This is a genomic window from Pseudomonas sp. N-1-13, assembly GCF_057787095.1.
In genome coordinates this window covers 1,577,082-1,593,563 of sequence record NZ_JBYNRI010000001.1, presented here as the reverse complement: position 1 = coordinate 1,593,563, position 16,482 = coordinate 1,577,082, and the positions used below count along the sequence as shown (strand labels likewise).

Annotated in this window: 16 protein-coding genes; all 16 read right to left on the bottom strand. The window is 60.4% G+C overall.

Features of this window, described 5'->3' with window-relative positions:
- Positions 1-47: 47 nt before the first annotated feature.
- Positions 48-1,016, bottom strand: a complete 969-nt coding sequence (fliM, locus tag AC3I65_RS07315) for a flagellar motor switch protein FliM (RefSeq protein ID WP_003184019.1) — start codon at positions 1,014-1,016, stop codon at positions 48-50.
- A gap of 9 nt (positions 1,017-1,025) precedes the next feature.
- Complete coding sequence (fliL, locus tag AC3I65_RS07310; protein WP_047226254.1) at positions 1,026-1,529, bottom strand: flagellar basal body-associated protein FliL; 504 nt, start codon at positions 1,527-1,529, stop codon at positions 1,026-1,028.
- A gap of 233 nt (positions 1,530-1,762) precedes the next feature.
- Positions 1,763-3,133: a flagellar hook-length control protein FliK gene (locus tag AC3I65_RS07305; RefSeq protein ID WP_488523593.1), complete on the bottom strand. Its 1,371-nt coding sequence runs from the start codon at positions 3,131-3,133 to the stop codon at positions 1,763-1,765.
- A gap of 88 nt (positions 3,134-3,221) precedes the next feature.
- Positions 3,222-3,566, bottom strand: a complete 345-nt coding sequence (locus tag AC3I65_RS07300; RefSeq protein ID WP_047226252.1) for an Hpt domain-containing protein — start codon at positions 3,564-3,566, stop codon at positions 3,222-3,224.
- Between the two features lie 31 nt (positions 3,567-3,597).
- Positions 3,598-5,304, bottom strand: coding sequence for an ATP-binding SpoIIE family protein phosphatase (locus AC3I65_RS07295; RefSeq protein WP_488523592.1), 1,707 nt, complete (start codon positions 5,302-5,304; stop codon positions 3,598-3,600).
- A 9-nt stretch (positions 5,305-5,313) separates the two neighbouring features.
- Positions 5,314-5,709 (bottom strand): STAS domain-containing protein, encoded by a 396-nt coding sequence (locus AC3I65_RS07290; protein ID WP_331717220.1) that lies wholly within the window; start codon positions 5,707-5,709, stop codon positions 5,314-5,316.
- Between the two features lie 102 nt (positions 5,710-5,811).
- Positions 5,812-6,261 carry a flagellar export protein FliJ gene (fliJ, locus tag AC3I65_RS07285; protein WP_047226250.1) on the bottom strand — a complete coding sequence of 150 codons (450 nt, stop codon included), beginning with the start codon at positions 6,259-6,261 and terminating at the stop codon, positions 5,812-5,814.
- A gap of 6 nt (positions 6,262-6,267) precedes the next feature.
- Positions 6,268-7,626: a flagellar protein export ATPase FliI gene (gene fliI, locus AC3I65_RS07280; RefSeq protein WP_047226249.1), complete on the bottom strand. Its 1,359-nt coding sequence runs from the start codon at positions 7,624-7,626 to the stop codon at positions 6,268-6,270.
- Positions 7,616-8,461 carry a flagellar assembly protein FliH gene (fliH, locus tag AC3I65_RS07275; RefSeq protein WP_488523591.1) on the bottom strand — a complete coding sequence of 282 codons (846 nt, stop codon included), beginning with the start codon at positions 8,459-8,461 and terminating at the stop codon, positions 7,616-7,618. The genes fliI and fliH overlap by 11 nt, the downstream gene beginning before the upstream one ends.
- Before the next feature lie 7 nt (positions 8,462-8,468).
- On the bottom strand, positions 8,469-9,488 hold the full coding sequence (fliG, locus tag AC3I65_RS07270; protein WP_003199086.1) for a flagellar motor switch protein FliG: 1,020 nt from the start codon (positions 9,486-9,488) through the stop codon (positions 8,469-8,471).
- Positions 9,481-11,265: a flagellar basal-body MS-ring/collar protein FliF gene (gene fliF / locus AC3I65_RS07265; RefSeq protein WP_047226247.1), complete on the bottom strand. Its 1,785-nt coding sequence runs from the start codon at positions 11,263-11,265 to the stop codon at positions 9,481-9,483. Before fliF ends, fliG begins: the two co-directional genes overlap by 8 nt.
- Before the next feature lie 15 nt (positions 11,266-11,280).
- On the bottom strand, positions 11,281-11,607 hold the full coding sequence (gene fliE, locus AC3I65_RS07260) for a flagellar hook-basal body complex protein FliE (protein ID WP_047226246.1): 327 nt from the start codon (positions 11,605-11,607) through the stop codon (positions 11,281-11,283).
- A gap of 215 nt (positions 11,608-11,822) precedes the next feature.
- A complete protein-coding gene (locus AC3I65_RS07255) occupies positions 11,823-13,211 on the bottom strand; it encodes a sigma-54-dependent transcriptional regulator (RefSeq protein WP_047226245.1) in 1,389 nt (462 codons plus the stop codon).
- 5 nt (positions 13,212-13,216) lie between these two features.
- The gene (locus AC3I65_RS07250; protein ID WP_076385832.1) at positions 13,217-14,425 is read right to left on the bottom strand and encodes a sensor histidine kinase; all 1,209 of its coding nucleotides are present in this window, start codon (positions 14,423-14,425) and stop codon (positions 13,217-13,219) included.
- A 111-nt stretch (positions 14,426-14,536) separates the two neighbouring features.
- Entirely contained in the window at positions 14,537-16,012 is a 1,476-nt protein-coding gene (locus AC3I65_RS07245; RefSeq protein ID WP_047226243.1) for a sigma-54 dependent transcriptional regulator, read from the bottom strand.
- Positions 16,013-16,181: 169 nt separating this feature from the next.
- A complete protein-coding gene (gene fliT, locus AC3I65_RS07240) occupies positions 16,182-16,478 on the bottom strand; it encodes a flagellar protein FliT (RefSeq protein WP_047226242.1) in 297 nt (98 codons plus the stop codon).
- Between the last annotated feature and the right edge of the window lie 4 nt (positions 16,479-16,482).

The window sequence follows — 16,482 nt, the reverse complement described above, 5'->3', positions numbered from 1 at the left end:
CCTCGGCGGGCAAAAATTCAGTTAAAAACGTAAGGATTCGACACCGCTCAGCGGCGTTCGATCGGCTCGATCACCTGCAACGCCAGGTTGCCTTTGTGAGAGCCCATCTTGACCTTGAAGGCCGGTACACCGTTGGCGCGCATGATCATGTCTTCAGGCATCTCGACAGGAATAATGTCCCCCGGCTGCATATGCAGGATGTCCCGCAGGCGCAGCTGACGCCGGGCAACCGTCGCGCCGATCGGCACGTCGACATCCAGCACATCCTGACGCAAAGCATTGATCCAGCGCTCATCCTGATCGTCGAGATCCGACTGGAAGCCGGCGTCGAGCATTTCCCGTACCGGCTCGATCATCGAGTACGGCATGGTCACGTGCAGATCGCCACCACCGCCATCGAGCTCGATGTGGAAGGTCGAAACCACAATGGCTTCGCTCGGGCCGACGATGTTGGCCATGGCCGGGTTCACTTCCGAGTTGATGTATTCGAAGTTCACTTCCATGATCGCCTGCCAGGCCTCCTTCAGATCGACAAAGGCCTGCTCCAGCACCATGCGCACTACCCGCAGCTCGGTCGGGGTGAATTCACGCCCTTCGATCTTGGCGTGACGACCGTCACCGCCGAAGAAGTTGTCCACCAGCTTGAACACCAGTTTGGCGTCAAGGATGAACAGCGCTGTGCCGCGCAACGGCTTGATCTTCACCAGGTTGAGGCTGGTGGGTACATACAGCGAGTGCACGTATTCACCGAACTTCATCACCTGCACGCCACCGACGGCCACATCGGCCGAACGGCGCAGCATGTTGAACATGCTGATGCGGGTGTATCGGGCGAAACGCTCGTTGATCATTTCCAGGGTCGGCATCCGTCCGCGAACGATGCGATCCTGGCTGGTCAGGTCGTAGCTTTTGACGCTGCCCGGCTCAGCAGCGTTTTCGGTCTGCACCAGGCCATCGTCGACACCATGCAACAGCGCGTCGATTTCATCCTGGGACAACAGGTCCTGCACGGCCATGTCGGGTTCCTACTGCAATACGAAGTTAGTGAAGAGCAACTGTTCGATCACCACTTTGCCGAGCTCTTTCTGAGCCACTTCCTGCACGCTGGCCGTGGCTTTCTGACGCAGCATTTCCTGGCCGACGGGCGTGGCCAGGGTGTCGAAATTCTGTCCGGAAAAGAGCATCACCAGGTTATTGCGGATCAGTGGCATGTGCACCCGCAGCGCTTCCAGATCAGCCTGGTTGCGGCCCAACAGGGTGATACTGACCTGCATGTAGCGTTGGCGGCCGTTCTGGGTGTAGTTGGCCACGAAAGCGGGCGCCATCGGCTCGAAAATCGCCGGCTGCTTGCCCACCGGCGCGGCCTCGACCGCCACGGCCGGCTTGCTTTGAGCGTTGTGCATGAAATACCAGGTCGCCCCCACAGAGACCCCAATGGCCAGGAGCAAGCCCACCACGATCAAGATGATCAGCTTGATTTTGCCCTTGGTTGCCGGGTCCTTTACAGCTGCTGCTTCGCTCTTCGCCATGCCAATAATCCGTCACTAATCGGGGTTTTCACTGTTGCACGGCAAGGCAGGAGCAAGTGTTATGCCAGAAGTGTCGGGGCACAAGGATCACGATTGGGATGCAATCTGCAGAACGCCATAAAACCAATGTGGGAGCGAGCCTGCTCGCGATAGCGGAGTGTCAGTCACCCATTTTGGGACTGATTCACCTCTATCGCGAGCAGGCTCGCTCCCACATTGGGGGCATCTTGGGGTCAGGCGTAGAAATCGACCGCGCTGGTGCCGATCACGCTGGTGGCAGTGGCTGCTACTTCAGCAATGCTGGCTGGCAGGTCTTCCTCTACCGAATCCACCCGACCGCCGGACGATGTTGTGCGCCCAGCCTGGGCCTGTTGCTGCGCTTGCTGTTCCTGCCCTTGGGAGCCACGGGATTGGTCGGACACGCTGACGTCGACCTGGCCCATGCCCTGCTGGGCAAAACTGTCGCGCAGGCGATGCATCTGACCTTCGAGCGCTTCGCGAACGCCGGAATGAGCGCTCATGAACGTCACTTGGGTCTGCTGATCCGGAACCATGTTCACCCGAATATCCAGACGACCGAGTTCGGCCGGCTGCAACTGGATATCGGCCGCCTTGAGGTTGACACTCGACAGGTACATCACCCGGTTGACCACTTCTTCGGTCCAGCCGCTCTGATTCATGGCGATAGGCTGGTTGACCGGTATCGCATTGGCGGTTTTTGGCGTGGCGGCCTGGGTTAGCGCTGCCAGACGGTTGGCGAAGTCATCCACGCGAGTATCGCTGGAGGCGGCGGTCAGATCCTTGAGACCTTCATTGATCAAACCGCCAAATGCTTTTTCACTGCCCTGGCTGCCGGGGCCGGTACTGCTCTGATCAGCCTGGACGGTGAGCATGCTTGCCATGCCGGCGGCAAAGGTTTGGGCCGATGTCGGCTCACCGTCAACCGATGCAGGGGCAGGTGTCTTGGACTGCGCGTGGCTGGCAGCGGAAACATGGCCGCTCTGCTCCATCGCCAGGCGCAAGGCAGGCAATGCATCAAGCGGATCGGCCGCCGGATCGAATTCAGGATCGACCACAGCCGAAGTCTGGGCTGCTGCGGCCAATGGAGCAACCGGCGCCGCCACCGCAGCCGCGACTTGAGGCACCGTCGTGGCCACCACGGGGGCGGGTTCTGCCTCGGTTGCGACAACCGTTGCGATCATATCCGGCAGCAGCGCGGGGTCCACAGCCGGATCGCCAGAAGCAACTTCCGCCACTGGGGTTTCAGTCGTGTCGGCACCGTCATCACTGGCCACCTTGTCATCGGCCGTTGACGGCTTGTCGGCGGGCAAGGATTTGCCGCTATCGGCAACCGTCGTCTCGGAGGCGGCAGCCGTTTCGTTGCCATCGTCTTTTTTGACGGTGTTATCAGAAGCCTGGTCGCGCACCTGTTTAACCGATGGCTCGGGGGCGGTCGACGACTTCGCGGGGGCCTGGCGGGCGAAGACCTGGGCGAAGCTGGAGGCTTTATTCCCGAACTCAGGGGCCGCTGCCGGTGAATTGACGGCGGCCTGAGGCTTGGCCTGCGGGGTGGCCTGAAGCAGTGTATTGGGCGTTACGGGCATAAAAAGGTCTCCGCTGCACTGGAATCATAGGTACAGTCGAGAGAGGACAATGCAAGGGACGGGCCAACCTATTGGCAATGCTCGAATCTCAGCAGTGGAACCCTTCACGCTCTTCCCTGCAAAGCTTGCGGACATGGGCGAATTCACTGTCGATTTCGCTGACCAGCTTTTCAATCCCGCTCAACGACGGCTGTTTGGCACGTTGCTCCAGTTCGCCACACAGTTCTGCCAGGCGGATGGCGCCCATGTTGCTGCTGCTGCCCTTGAAACTGTGGGCCGTGGCACTGAGCTTTTCCGCATCCCGCGCCTCATGCAGCACACGCAGGCGTGCTTCGGAATCGTTAAGAAAGGTATCCAGCAACTCCAGATACCCGTCCTCCATGACTTCCTTCAACGTACTCAGTACGTCGCGGTCCAGATGAATCTCACTCACTTGTTCGCTCCCTGATCAAGAATGGCGCCGATTATGCCAGAGCCTCCCAGAAAAACTCCACGCGCGCACTACGACCATCGTCGGACCAGCAGGCCTGATGGCTCAACTGACGCACCAGGCTCACGCCGCGCCCCGACAACCGGTTACTGTCCGCAGGTCGTGCCAACACCCGGGCGACATCGAAGCCCTGGCCACTGTCTTCGACTTCAATGACCAGACGACCACCGTCACCGTGAGGCGTGACGTGCACATGAACCCGGACGTGACCGCTGTTCAATTCATCCAGGCGCTGGTTGCGCTCGCTGTAGTAACGGGCGAAACCCGACGCGTCGCGCTTGAGACTCGAATCGAGCCCCAATACGCCATGGTCCAGCGCATTGGAGTAGAGCTCCGACAGCACGCTGTAAAGAGCGCCACTCTGAGCCCTGAGCCCATGAACCTCAAGCAACAGCTGCAACAGGTACGGCATCGGGTTGAACCGCCTGAGCGTCTGCGCGCGAAACTCGAAACTCATCGACCAGTCCAGGGGACTGGACTGGCCGCTATCGGAATAGACCGGCGGTGGCGGGTTGAGTTGCGTCGGCGCGACCAAGCGCACCTCGACCATGCTGAAGTCGTCCCGCGGCTCGCCGCGAAAGTCCCGCAAGGCTTGCTGGATGTCTTCGAAAAGACAGTCGGGCTCACGATTGGCCGAAAAGACCTGTTGCAAACGCTCCACGCCAAACAGCTGCTCATTGTCGTCAGCGGTGTCGATCACGCCATCGGACAGCAGGAATACCCGGTCACCCAGCGACATGGGGTGTACTTCAGTGCGGTCATCGAACAACTGGGGAGTGAGCACGCCCAGCGGCAGGTGCCGCGCCGGCAATGGCGTGCGCACACCGCTGAGGCTGTCATGCAGGTAACCATCGGGCATGCCGCCGTTCCAGACTTCCACCGTGCAGCGCTGGAAACTCAGGCATAACAGGGTCGCGCAACAGAACATGTCCACCGGCAGGATGCGCTTGAGCTTGGCATTCATCTCCCGCAGGATCTGCGCCAGGCCATAACCTTTGGCGGTCATGCCGTAGAACACCTCTGCCAGCGGCATCGCGCCGACAGCGGCCGGCAAACCGTGTCCGGTGAAATCCCCCAGCAGGATGTGCATATCGCCCGCCGGGTTGAATGCGGCCAGCAGCAGATCGCCGTTGAACAGGGCGTAAGGGGATTGCAGGTAACGGATGTTCGGTGCGCTCAGACAGCCGGAATGGGCGATCTTGTCGAACACGGCCTTGGCCACGCGCTGCTCGTTGAGCAGGTAGTCATGGTGCCGGGATATCTGGTCACGCTGTTCCACGACAGTGGCCTGCAACCGACGCAAGCGGTCCATGGCCTTGATCTTGGCGGCCAGGATGACCTGGTTATACGGCTTGGCCAGAAAATCGTCCCCCCCGGCTTCCAGACATCGGGCCAAGGCTTCGCTTTCGGTCAACGAGGTGAGAAAGATGATCGGAACCAACTGCTCCCCAGCCAGTTGCTTGATCTTTTGCGCCGCCTCGAAACCATCCATCACCGGCATCATCGCATCCATCAGCACCAGGTGCGGACGCTGCTGGATATAGATGTCCACCGCTTCGGCACCGTCAGCCGCAGTGAGCACGTGATGGCCCTGATGACGGACAATAGTCGACAGCAGCAGTCGGTCAGCGGCACTGTCTTCGGCAATCAGGACCGTCAGCGGTTCGAGGTCGGACAACATGGCTGCCGGTCAAGCTTTTCCGGGATGAAGTTTGTCCTGGAGATGGCCTGCCTGTGGCTTGTCTTTTTCTCCCGAGCTGTCTTTCCCTGCTTCTTCTTTCGGATAGATATCGAACAGCTTGTCGAAGTTGGAGATCGCGAGGATTTTCTTGACGTCACTGTTGCTGTTCACGATCCGGATATCCGAATCTTCGCCGCCGGCATGATCGCGTAGCAGCAGGAGCATGCCCAAGGCGGAACTGTCGAGATAAGTGGCTTCTTTCAAGTCCACCACAATGGATTCGGGCTTTTTGTTGAGCCGCTCGTAAGACTCGCGAAACTCCTGATGCCGCCCAAAATCGAAACGACCCTTGATCGAGATCGTCAGCTTTTGCCCATCGGGGGATACTTCGGTAACGACTGACATGTTCGGCTTCCTTGTCATGGACATACGTGTACAAGGTTTAGCACCTGGTAGAAGTCTGAGCAAGGTTTGGAACACTTCCCTCTCAAAATCCCGGCCCGATGATCAATACGGATCCTGACGCGGCAGACGCTGGGACAATTCATCCAGCAGTTTTTGCTCCCGCCTGTCCTCCAATCGCCGCGCTTCGTCGATATAACGCTGTACGAGTTTGCGCAGCCCTTCGACCCGGGCGAAAGCCTCCTGCCAACTCTGGCGAGCCTTTTCCAGGTTGTTCTGGTGCCAGACCAGACTCTGGCGCTGCTGGTCAATGGCGGTGCCCAATTGCGCAAGAAAGCCCTGGTAACCCAGCAACCATTGGCCGGAAACCCCATGGCTGCCACGGGCGATCCACTGCTCCTGGTATTCGAGACGGAAGTTTTCCAGGTCCGCCAGTTTGCTTTCGGCGACGGCCACCTGCCCCTGGAAATATGCCAGACGCTGGACGGCGGTTTTTTCGGCTTTTTCCGCCATCTCCACCACGGGCGCCAGACGCGCCGCACGACTCGTGGCCATGGCCGGTTATCCGCCGGCGACCGGAGTGAAGATGCTCTGCAGGTGCGCCTCGCTGGCGCCCATGCCGATGTTGTCGTTCAGGCTCTGGCGCAGATAGACCGCCATTGCCGGATAGAGATTGATGGCGGTATCGGTCTCACGATCACCGCCGGGCACGTAGGCACCGACGCTGATCAGATCGCGGCTTTGCTGATAGCGCGACCAGTATTGCTTGAACTGTTGGGCACGCTTGAGGTGCTCGGCGCTGATGACCGACGGCATGACCCGACTAATGGACGCCTCGATGTCGATGGCCGGATAGTGCCCTTCTTCGGCCAGACGCCGGGACAACACGATGTGACCGTCGAGCACGCCACGGGCCGAGTCGGCAATGGGATCCTGCTGATCGTCGCCTTCGGACAGCACGGTATAGAACGCCGTGATCGAACCGCCGCCCTTTTCCGCATTACCGGCGCGCTCAACCAGCTTGGGCAACTTGGCGAATACCGAGGGTGGATAGCCCTTGGTGGCCGGCGGTTCGCCGATGGCCAGGGCGATTTCCCGCTGGGCCTGGGCGAAACGGGTCAACGAGTCCATCAGCAGCAGGACATTCTTACCCTTGTCGCGGAAATACTCGGCGATTCGCGTGCAGTACATGGCGGCCCGCAGGCGCATCAACGGTGCATCATCGGCTGGCGAAGCCACGACCACTGATCGCTTGAGGCCCTCTTCGCCGAGGATGTGCTCGATGAACTCCTTCACCTCGCGGCCCCGTTCGCCGATCAGCCCGACCACGATAATGTCCGCCTCGGTGAATCGGGTCATCATGCCCAGCAGCACACTCTTGCCCACCCCCGTACCGGCAAACAGGCCCAGACGCTGACCGCGCCCGACCGTCAACAAACCGTTGATGCAACGAATGCCCACGTCCAGCGGCACGCTGATGGGGTCGCGCTTGAGGGGGTTGATCGTCGGGCCGTCCATCGGCACCCAATCCTCGGCCTTCATGCCGCCCTTGCCGTCCAGGGCACGCCCGGCGCCGTCCAGCACCCGTCCGAGCATGCTCATGCCCATGGGCAGCCGACCGGTGTCAGCCAAAGGCACAACCCGCGCGCCAGGTGCGATGCCGGCTACGCTGCCCACCGGCATCAGAAAGACCTTGCTGCCGGAGAAGCCCATGACTTCGGCTTCGACCTGGACCGGGTGATAACTGTCGTCGTTGATCACCATGCAGCGACTGCCCATGGCGGCACGCAGGCCCTCGGCTTCGAGGGTCAGGCCAACCATGCGCAGCAAGCGACCTTCCAGGATCGGCTGCCCGGCCAGCTCGGTGGCCTCGGCGTAGCTGCCCAGGCGCTTGCCGAAGCTGGTTCGCTCAAGGCGCATCGCGGCCGTCCAGTTCAGGGGGACTGAGTTCAAGAGCATCCGACTCTGCGGCGTCTGGATCAATAGAGGTGTCAACCTGGGGCTCGTCCGGCAATTCCAGGCTCAGGTCGGCAGCAGCCGGGTGCAGTGCCTGTTCGTGCAACTGGTCGAAGAGCTTGGCCATGATCTGGCTGATGCGGGTTTCGATGGTCGCATCAATGCGGCTGTGCTCGGTTTCCACACGGCAACCGCCCGGCAGCAGGGATTCGTCCTCGACGATGCGCCAGGTTTCTTCATGACGCTCACGCAGCGCCTTGACCAGTTCGAAATCCTGAGGATTGATGTACAGCCGCACATTGCCCACGCCCAACGGCAAAAGCTTGAGGGCTTCGCGCATGACGTGTTCGATCTGGCTCGAATCAATGGCCAGTTCCCGCTGGATCACTTGTCGAGTGATGTGCTGCACCAGCCCGACCAGGGACTTCTCGATCTGAGTGTCCTGCTCGGCGATGGGCTCGAACAGGTTGAGCATCAGCGATTCCAGCGCGCGGAGCTTGGCTGTCAGCGCTACGTCGGCTTCCTGGCGAACCTTGAGCGTGGTGCTATGGAAACCTTCTTTTTCACCAATGGCGAAGCCTTCGTTGTAGGCCTCCTGACGAATGCTTTCGACTTCTTCGAGGGTCAGTGGCTGGACTTCTTCCAGCGGCACCTCCTCCATTTCCGGCAGTTCTTCCTCGGGCTCAGGCTCAGGCTCGGGCACGTGGGGATCGAAGCTGGGCAGCGACCAGACGTCAAAACCACCGACGTCCCGAGCGCGGATCAGGTCGCTGGGTAAACCATCACTCTTGGCAGACATAACGACCTTAGATCATCTCTTCGCCGCCCTTGCCACCGAGCACGATCTCTCCGGCTTCGGCCATACGGCGGGCGATGGTGAGGATTTCCTTTTGTGCGGTTTCCACGTCGCTGACACGTACCGGGCCCTTGGCCTCGAGATCGTCGCGCAACAGTTCGGCCGCCCGTTTGGACATGTTCTTGAAGATCTTTTCCTTGACGCCTTCGTCCGACCCCTTGAGGGCCAGTACCAGGACGTCGGAGGACACTTCGCGCAACAGCGCCTGAATGCCGCGATCGTCGACATCGGACAGGTTGTTGAACACGAACATGAGGTCTTCGATCTGACCGGACAGGTCTTCGTCGAACTCGCGGATCGAGTCCATGAGCTGGCCTTCGATCGAACTGTCGAGGAAGTTCATGATGTCCGCCGCGCGCTTGATGCCACCCAGAGTGGTGCGCGAGGCATTGGAGTTACCCGAGAACTGCTTCTCGAGAATCTGGTTCAATTCTTTCAGGGCCGCCGGCTGCACGGTATTGAGCGACGATACCCGCAGGATGATGTCCAGGCGCACCTTATGATCGAAGTTGCCCAGCACTTCACCGGCCTGGTCCGGGTCGAGGTAAGCCACCACGATCGCCTGGATCTGCGGGTGCTCGTAACGAATCACGTCAGCCACCGCGCGCGGCTCCATCCACTTGAGGCTGTCCAGGCCGCTGGTATTGCCGCCCAGCAGAATCCGGTCGATCAGGCCATTGGCCTTGTCCTCGCCCAGGGCCTGGGTGAGCATTTTGCGCACGTAGTCGTCAGATCCGACGCCCAGGCTGGTCTGGTCGCCGACGATGTCGACGAACTCGCTCATCACCTGTTCGACCTGCTCACGGTGCACGTTGCCCATCTGCGCCATGGCCACGCCCACGCGCTGGACCTCCTTGGGCCCCATGTGACGCAACACTTGGGCGGCGTCGGTCGACCCCAGGGACAGCAGCAAAATCGCGGCTTTGTCGACCCGGGACAATTTGGCAACAGCGGCTCGATTATCACTCATCTGCGTTAATCCACTCTTTCACGACCTGGGCCACACGACCCGGATCTTCTGCCACCAGACTCTTGATAGCGTTCAACTGAGCGTCATAGCCTTCACTCGGACTTGGCAGCAGAATGCTCTGCGGCCCACCGAGGCTGACGCGATCATTGGCCAATTCGCCATCCAGGCCGCCCATGCCTCCCAGCTCTACATCACCCAAGCCAGCCAACTGCTTGTTCTTGCCGCCACCGGTAATGTTGTTGAGCACCGGACGCAGCACGCCGAACACCAGGATCAGGATGAACAGCACACCCAATACTTGCTTGACCACATCCCAGAACCAGGGTTGCGAATAAAATGGAATGTCGGCGATTTCTTCGCCGCGCTCCTGGGAGAACGGCACGTTGATCACGCTCACGCTGTCGCCACGGCTGGCGTCGAAACCGACCGCGTCCTGCACCAGGCGAGTGAACCGCGCCAGTTCGTCGGCACTCCACGGCGCACGGCTGGTTTCGCCATTGGCCGGGTTGATCTTGACCTGATCATCCACCACCACCGCGACCGACAGGCGATTCAAACGGCCCTGTTGCTGCTTGGTGTGGCTGATGGAGCGGTCGAGCTCGAAGTTCTTGGTCGATTGTTGGCGCTTGTCGGCCGGGTATGGCGCCAGCATCGGCTGACCGGTGGCCGGGTCCATGATCTGTTGGCCGTTGGCGTCGATCAGCGGCTGGCCCGGTTGCACCATGCCAGCGGCCGCAGTGGCACCACCGGTGGTCTGGGGCGCGCTGGCCGGCGACGGCGGTTGGTTGCTAAGCGCACCAGGCACGCCTTGCGGGCCATTGCTGGCGGTGCGTTGCTCGTTCACTGACTGTTCGCTGCGCAACGCCGGTTGATCAGGGTTGAACTGTTCGGACGTCGATTCGACGGAGCTGAAATCCACATCGGCCGACACCTCGGCCTTGTAGCGGTCGTTACCCAGGATCGGTTGCAGGATGTTGTGCACCCGCTGAGTCAGCATGCCTTCCATGCGACGGCTGTAGTCGAATTGTTTGCCGGCCATGGTCAGAGCAGAGTTCTCCGCCTGATCGGACAACAGGTTGCCCTTCTGGTCGACCACGGTGATCTGGGACTTGCTCAACTCGGGAACACTGGTAGCCACCAGATTGACGATGGCCACGACCTGGCTGGGCTCCAAAGAGCGACCGGAATACAGTTCAACCAGTACCGAGGCGCTTGGCTTGCGCTCATCGCGCACAAACACCGAGCTTTTTGGAATCGCCAGGTGCACACGGGCACCCTTGACGTTGTTCAGACTGGCAATGGTGCGCGCCAATTCGCCTTCAAGGCCGCGACGATAACGGGTCGCCTCCATGAACTGGCTGGTACCCAGGCCCTGGTCCTTGTCGAGGATCTCGAAACCGATATTGCCATCGGTGGGCGTTACGCCAGCAGCGGCGAGCTTGAGGCGCGCGCGCGCCACGTCGTCGGCCTTGACCAGCAAGGCGCCGGAATTGGGTTCGACGGTATAAGGAATGTCGGCGGCAGCCAGGGTTTCCATGACTTGCTTGGCGTCCATGCCCTCCAGACTGCCGTACAAAGGACGGTAGTCTGGCTGCTGGGACCACAGCACCACGGCAAACCCGATCGCCACGCTGGCAGCCAGGCCGACCAACAGGCCCACCTGACGCAGCATGGTCATCTCGGAGAGGTTTTCCAGGAAGGACAGACCGAACAGCGGCGGTTTGCCGTCGGGCGGAGTGGCCTTGGCCGGAACGTTATCAGCGACTGCTTCTGCCATGACTCAATAATTTCCTTAGACCGGCATCTGCATGATGTCTTGGTAGGCTTGAACCAGCTTGTTACGAACCTGGGTCAACGCCTGAAACGAGACACTGGCTTTCTGCGAAGAGATCATCACGTCCGTCAGATCGACGCCACTTTTGCCAATCTCGAAAGCACTGGCCAACTGACTCGATGCCTGCTGGGTATCGTTCACTTTATTGACGGCTTGACCGAGCATGTCGGAAAAACTGCTGGCGCCCACTTCCGGGACCGCGACCGACTTAGGCTGTGCCATGGCGTCCATTTGCATGGCCCGCATGTCCAGCATCAACCGATTAAATTCAATACCTTGGCTCATGGTCTACTCTCTCTGGCGGCCCGCATTTTTTTGACACTTACTCAGCGGGTACACAGGTATTAGCAACAAGGGTGCCAGCTCCGTGACCGTAAAAAACAAATGCATGTGGGAGCGGGCTTGCTCGCGAAGGCGGTGGTTCAGTCAATGCAACCGCGACTGGTAAATCGCTTTCGCGAGCAAGCCCGCTCCCACAAGGGATATTCGGTGCACATCACTCAACTGGCGAACAGGTAGGCCTCGACGTCCATGCCGGCGTCACGCATTTGCGCCAGCTTGTAGCGCAGGGTACGCGGGCTGATCCCCAAGCGCTCGGCCGCTTCCTTGCGACGCCCGCGCTCGGCGCGCAGGGTGTCGATGATCATCTGGAATTCGCGACGACGCAGGTCGTCTCCCAAAGCACCGGCCGATTCGCCCTCCACTTCCGCCGGAGGGGCGAACGCCGGGACCGCTGACACGGCCGGCAATGGCGCGCAGGCCACCGGACCGCTCAGGCAAAAATCTTCCGGCTGGATCAGACCGCCCTGCTGCAGAATCAATGCCCGCTGAATCGCGTTATCCAGCTCCCGTACGTTGCCAGGCCAAGGGTAGGCGATCAGAAACGCCTGGGCCTCGGGGGACAGCCTGGCTGCCGCATGCTTCATTTTATTGACGTGTTTGGTCAGCAGACGCTCGGCCAGCGGCAGGATATCGGCGGTGCGCTCGCGCAACGGTCTCCAGGCCAGCGGAAATACTGACAGGCGGTAGTAAAGGTCTTCGCGAAAACGCCCGGCCGCCACTTCGCCAGCCAGGTCGCGGTTGGTGGTCGCCACCACGCGGATGTCCAGGCTGATAGGCTTGCGCGCACCCACCCGCTCCACTTCCCGCTCCTGCAACACGCGCAACAGCTTGGCTTGCAGGCCAAGGGGCATTTCGGAAATTTCATCGAGCAGAATGGTGCCACCGTCAGCCTGCTCGAACTTGCCGGCCTGGGCCGAGATGGCGCCAGTAAACGAGCCCTTCTCGTGACCGAACAGCGTCGCCTCCAACATATTGTCGGGAATCGCCGCACAGTTAATGGCAATGAACGGTTCGCTGGCACGCCGGGATTGCTGGTGAATGTAGCGCGCCAGCACCTCCTTGCCGGTGCCGGATTCGCCGGAAATCAAAACAGTGGAGTCGCTGCGAGCCACCCGCGCGGCCAACGCCAGCAACTGCGCACTGGCCGGTTCGATCGCGACCGGGCCTTCACCCTCGACGGCAGGGCTGCCCAAGGCATGGCGGGCCACCAGATCCAACAGCGCCTTGGGCTCGAACGGCTTGACCAGATAATCCGCAGCCCCTTGGCGCATGGCATCCACGGCGCGCTCGACGGCACCGTGGGCAGTCATCAGCAGGACCGGCAATTGAGGTTGGCGGGCGCGCAACAGACCAAGCAGCTGGTGCCCATCCATGCCCGGCATGTTGACGTCACTGACCACCAGGCCGAAGGTCTCTTGAGCCACGGCCAGCAAAGCATCTTCCGCCGAACCGACGGCGGTGTAATCGTGCCCGGCCAGCACCAGGGTATCGGCCAGCGCCTCACGCAGGGCCCGGTCATCCTCAACCAGTAACACCTTGATCGCCATGACCTTCACTCCACTCCCGGCGTACTGGAAAACAATGGCAAAAGCACCAGTGCACAGGTGCCACGCCCCAGACGCGAGCGCAGTTGCAATTCTCCCTGATGGGCACGCGCCACTGCCTTGACTACGGTCAGGCCCAAGCCCGTGCCTGTGGTCTTGGTGGTAAAAAAGGGTTCGCCCAAACGCGCCAGCACCGCTGGCTCGATGCCGCTACCACTGTCACTGACACACAAGCGCAAGGTGTTGCCCCGTGTGTACAAGTGCACTTTGAGCCGGACGTCGCCGCCGCTGGCCTGGACCGCGTTTTCGATCAGGTTCAACACTGCGCCCACCAGGGTGTCGCGATTACACAACACCTCGCCATCATGGCTGTCGCATTGCCAGCGAATTGGCAGGTCCTGCACGTGAGTCAATGCGGCGGCTTGCAAGGATTGCAGCAAGACCTTGGGGGTGACGCGATCGGTCAATGGCAACTCGCCACGAGCGAACACCAGCATGTCGCGCACCTGATGCTCCAGCTCGTGCAGCCGCTCTTTCAGGCGCCCGGCGAAGCGTTGCTGGGTTTCCACCGGCAGTTGCTGCTCGGTCAGATGACTGGCGTACAGCAAAGCGGCCGACAGCGGCGTACGAATCTGATGAGCCAGCGAGGCCACCATCCGCCCCAGGGAAGACAGACGCTCGTGGCGGGCCAGTTGATCTTGCAGATGACGGGTTTCAGTCAGGTCATTGAGCAACACGAGCTGCCCAGGCTCGGCGTCCAGCGAACGAGTGGAGATGGACAGGCGCCGACCGTCCTTGAGCGACACTTCATGGCCGTCGTCTTCACGCGGGGCGAAGCAGCGGGCGATGACGTGCCGCCACAACTCGCCCTCCAATGGCAGGCCAAGCAGCTCGCAGGCCGCCGGATTGGCTTCGCGCACGCGCCCATGGGCATCGATGACGATAACGCCACCGGGCAACAGGTCGAGGAGATTTTGCAGCCGATTAGCCAGCCGTTCCTTTTCCGCCAGCTCCTGCATGCGCTGGGCACTGACCACTGCCAGCTCGCCCTTGAGCTCAGTGACGCGAGCTTCGAGCAGGCTGTAGGAATCGGTCAACCGGCTGGACATCTGGTCGAACAGCGAAAAGGCCTGCTCAAGTCCAACCCGGCTTGCCTGCTCGGCGGACGGCATGATCCCCGGCTCGGGGACAGGTGAGATCTGGGCGGCTTGGGTCATCGTGCTCTCTCGCTTGGCTGACCGTCAGTTAAACGGAACGTTGCGAGGGATGTAGCAATACCCGTGCCGAAAAAAAACCGCCTGAAAAATCAGGCGGTTGGAAAACAGGCGTCAATCATCCGCCTGTTCATCTCCTTCGCGACGGCTCATGCCGTACTTGCGCATCTTCTCCACCAGGGTGGTACGACGGATGCGCAGGCGTTCGGCGGCGCGGGCCACGATACCGTTGGCATCGTCCAGGGCCTGCTGGATAAGGCCTTGTTCCAGGCCTCCCAGATAATCCTTGAGGTCAAGGCCTTCTGGTGGCAGCAAGGCATTGGCGGTGAAGTCGGGCGTATGGCCGTTGATCGCCACGCGCTCTTCCAGATCGCTGCGCAGGCTATCGACCATTTGCTCGTCTTCATCGTCGACATAACGGAATTTCTTCGGCAACTCGACCACGCCGATCACACCGTAGGGATGCATGATCGCCATGCGCTCGACCAGATTGGCCAGCTCACGGACGTTACCCGGCCAACCGTGGCGGCACAGGGACATGATTGCCGCCGAGTTGAAACGGATCGAGCCGCGCTTCTCGTGCTCCATGCGCGAAATCAGTTCGTTCATCAGCAGCGGGATGTCTTCGACCCGCTCACGCAGCGGTGCCATTTCAATCGGGAAAACATTGAGGCGGTAATAGAGGTCTTCGCGGAAACTGCCCACCTCGATCATGCTCTCGAGGTTCTTGTGGGTCGCGGCGATGATTCGTACATCGACGCTCTGGGTCTTGTTGCTGCCCACGCGCTCGAAGGTACGTTCCTGCAAGACTCGCAGCAACTTGACCTGCATCGGCAACGGCATATCACCGATTTCATCGAGAAACAGCGTGCCGCCGTTGGCCAGCTCGAACCGCCCGGCCCGGCTGGTGATGGCGCCGGTGAAGGCTCCCTTCTCGTGTCCGAACAGTTCGCTCTCGAGCAACTCGGCCGGGATCGCACCGCAGTTGACCGGCACGAACGGCGCTTCGCGACGCTTGGAATGGTAGTGCAGGTTACGCGCAACCACTTCCTTGCCGGTGCCCGACTCACCCAGGATCAACACGCTGGCGTCGGTATCGGCGACCTGCTGCATCATCTGGCGCACATGCTGGATCGCCCGACTGGTGCCAACAAGACTACGGAAAAGGTTGGGCTCGCGATGCCGGCCGCGCTCGCGCGCCTGGTCGTACATCTCGCGATAAACCTGGGCGCGGTGCAGCGAATCGAGCAACTTGCTGTAGCTGGGTGGCATTTCCAACGTGGAAAGCACCCGGCGGCGCTGGTCCTCAGGCAAGTCAACGGAAGAATTTTCGCCCATTAACAAAACCGGAAGGAACTCATCCCAGGTTGAGAGTGTCTTTAGCAAGCCCAAAAGCGTTGCGGGTGCATTTACGGTTCCGATCAGAACGCAAATGACCTCACGACTGGACGACAAAGAGCCGACGGCCTGCTGCCAGTCATGGCTTCCGCAGGGTAAATTTTCTTCACCAAGAAAATTTAGGATCACCGCCAAATCGCGGCGGCGGACGCTATCGTCATCGATCAGGAGAATTTTGGTTTCACGCCACATGCAATAGCAACTTCCCTAGTCAACTCAATGCCCGGAATTTGGGGGCAAGCTAGACGCTTGCAGACTTGTCATGCCTGTAGACGCCTGAAATCTGTAAACAGCCACTAGTTAAGTCAAAAAACCGTGCACAGTCAAATTTATGGCGCACTTTGTTCGGATTAACTGAGCGTTAACCGAACAGATGGTAAACCTTTGCCGCGTTCTGCGCTTGATGGATCTGCGACATCTCGTCGACAATCGCCTGACGCTCGCCAGTGGCCGCCTCCAGCAGCTGCCGATAGACCCCCAGCAACTCCTCAAGATTGCTCCGCAACGCCGCCTCGTCTACCTCAGGCTCGCTCAGAACGTCTTCCATGCAGGAACGGCAAGCCAGGTCCAATTGACCGATTGCCTCCCAGTTGCGCTCGGCCAGGGCACCGACCAGGGCATCACGGGTTTGTTCGATTCGCTGCAAGACAAGACTCATGAGC